Raw genomic sequence first — 2,354 nt, forward strand, 5'->3', positions numbered from 1 at the left:
TTTTTGTGCTCTAATCCAGTGAAAACGATTCTTCTTACTGGATCGGAACAGTGTTCAGTTTAATTTTACAATCGGCGTAAGAAATACTTTTGTGAAGAAGCTAAACACGATGTCGAAGATATGATTCACAATATGCTTAAAGTATATGAGCAAAGAATCAATGATAATAATTGGTTATCTGAAGATACTAAGAAAAAGGCAATTATTAAATTAAGAGCTTTAGTACTTAAGATTGGTTATCCAGAAAAAATCGAAAAGATTTATGATCTTTTGCAAATTGACCCAGAAAGGAGTCTTTATGAAAATGAAGCTCAAATGGCAACGGTACGCACCAAGTATATGCTCGATAAATTAACTCAGCCAGTAGATCGCTCAGTATGGCTCATGCCAGGAAACTTGAACAATGCTTGTTATGATCCACAAAGAAATGATTTAACTTTCCCAGCTGGTATTTTGCAAGCGCCATTTTATGATATTCATCAATCCCGTGGTGCAAATTACGGTGGTATTGGTGCAACTATTGGTCATGAAGTTTCTCATGCCTTTGATAATAGTGGTGCTAAATTTGATGAACACGGAAATATGAATAACTGGTGGACTGATGAAGACTTCGCTGAATTCAATAAGCGGGTTGGCCAAATGGTTGATATTTTTGATGGCTTGCAATACGGTCCAGCTAAGATTAACGGTAAGCAAGTAGTAGGAGAAAATATTGCTGACTTGGCAGGGCTTGCTTGTGCTGTTCAAGCTGGTAAGAACGACAATGTTGATTTGAAAGACTTGTTTGAAAATTATGCAAGAAGCTGGATGCAAAAGCAACGTCCAGAAGCAATTAAAACTGAAGTGCAAGTTGACGTTCATGCACCACAACCAACTCGTGTAAATATCCCAGTTCAATGTCAAGACGATTTCTACACTGCATTTGATGTTAAGCCTGATGATGGCATGTGGCTTGATCCTGAAGATAGAATTACTATTTGGTAATTTAGATAAAATAAAAATGACTACTGGATTTTTCCAGTAGTCATTTTCCAGTAGTCATTTTTGGTTTGCACTTATTTATTATTAAGCATGTAATCACGGGTCATTGGCAAGTTCTTACCAGATAGACCCTTAGTTAAAAGATATTGTACAACATCAATGTTGCCTGATTCAAAGCTGGCAGCACATGCTTGAAGGTATATATCCCACATTCTGCAGAATCTTTCGCCCATCTTCTTTTCAATTTCAGGACGAGCATTGTTAAAGTTCTTGTCCCAAATTTCCAAAGTCCTTTGGTAGTGACGACGGAGCATTTCAACGTCACTAATTTGCAAGTGAGCTTCTTCAATTCTAGAAATAATTTCAACTAAACCTGGAATGTAACCACCTGGGAAGATGTATTTGTTAATCCAAGCATTAGTGGCACCGCCTTGTTGACGAGTAATACCATGGATTAAGGCTACACCATCGTTCTTTAAGTATTTAGCTACATCATTGAAGTATTCACCCAAGTTTTCAGAACCAACGTGTTCAAACATACCAACTGAAGTGACGTAATCCCATTGTTGATCACCTAATTTACGATAATCTTCAAGTTTAACTTCGGCAACATCTTGCAAGTTTTCGGCATAAATCTTCTTTTGAACTAACTTGTATTGTTCTTCACTCAAAGTAACACCGGTAACTTTAAGACCATATTCTTTAGCTGCAGTGAGCATCAAAGTACCCCAGCCACAACCAATATCAAGTAAAGTCTTTCCTTTTTGTGGGTGTAACTTGTTTAAAATGTGATGTACCTTGGCGATCTGAGCTTGTTCAAGATCAGCTTTATTATCGTCCGTAAAGTAAGCACATGAATAAGTCAAAGTTGGGTCAAGCCATTGTTCGTAGAAATCATTACCAATATCATAGTGACTTTGAACGTCCTCTTCACTTTGCTTTTCAGTATGTTTAGTTTTAGGCAAGAATTTACGGAATTTGGATGAACGCATGAAACTGTCGGCACTTTCGTATACGCCGTCAATTAATTTTTGAATGCTGCCATGGATTTCAATTTTCTTGTCCATGTATGCTTCACCAAGTGCTAGGGAAGCATTTCTTGTAATGTCGCCCATTGGAATTTTTTCATTGAAAACTATTTCAATTTCTGGAGTACCGTTACCATATACTTCGCTTTTACCGTCCCAATAAGTTACTTTAACGGGAAAAGGGAAGGACTTACTGAGCATCATTTTGTAAAATGTTTTTTCTAACAATGAAATTCCTCCACTAATTATTAAACCTAATTACGTATTTTAACTTAAACTTCCCACTTACAAAAGTGGGCTTGTACCTTGAAAATTCAATAGTTTAGCCAATAAAAAAGCACAAGG

At 36.7% G+C, this 2,354-nt stretch carries 1 protein-coding gene and 1 pseudogene; one reads left to right on the forward strand and one right to left on the reverse strand.

Annotated features, from left to right (window positions below; translation table 11 throughout):
* Positions 1 to 78: 78 nt before the first annotated feature.
* A pseudogene (locus tag QP860_RS10420) lies at positions 79 to 984 on the forward strand (M13-type metalloendopeptidase); the annotation flags it as partial.
* A gap of 71 nt (positions 985 to 1,055) precedes the next feature.
* Here QP860_RS10420 and QP860_RS10425 read toward each other — a convergent pair.
* On the reverse strand, positions 1,056 to 2,237 hold the full coding sequence (locus QP860_RS10425; RefSeq protein ID WP_013439881.1) for an SAM-dependent methyltransferase: 1,182 nt from the start codon (positions 2,235 to 2,237) through the stop codon (positions 1,056 to 1,058).
* Positions 2,238 to 2,354: the final 117 nt, after the last annotated feature.

It is taken from the genome of Aerococcus sp. UMB1112A (assembly GCF_030230715.1).
Lineage (GTDB): Bacteria > Bacillota > Bacilli > Lactobacillales > Aerococcaceae > Aerococcus.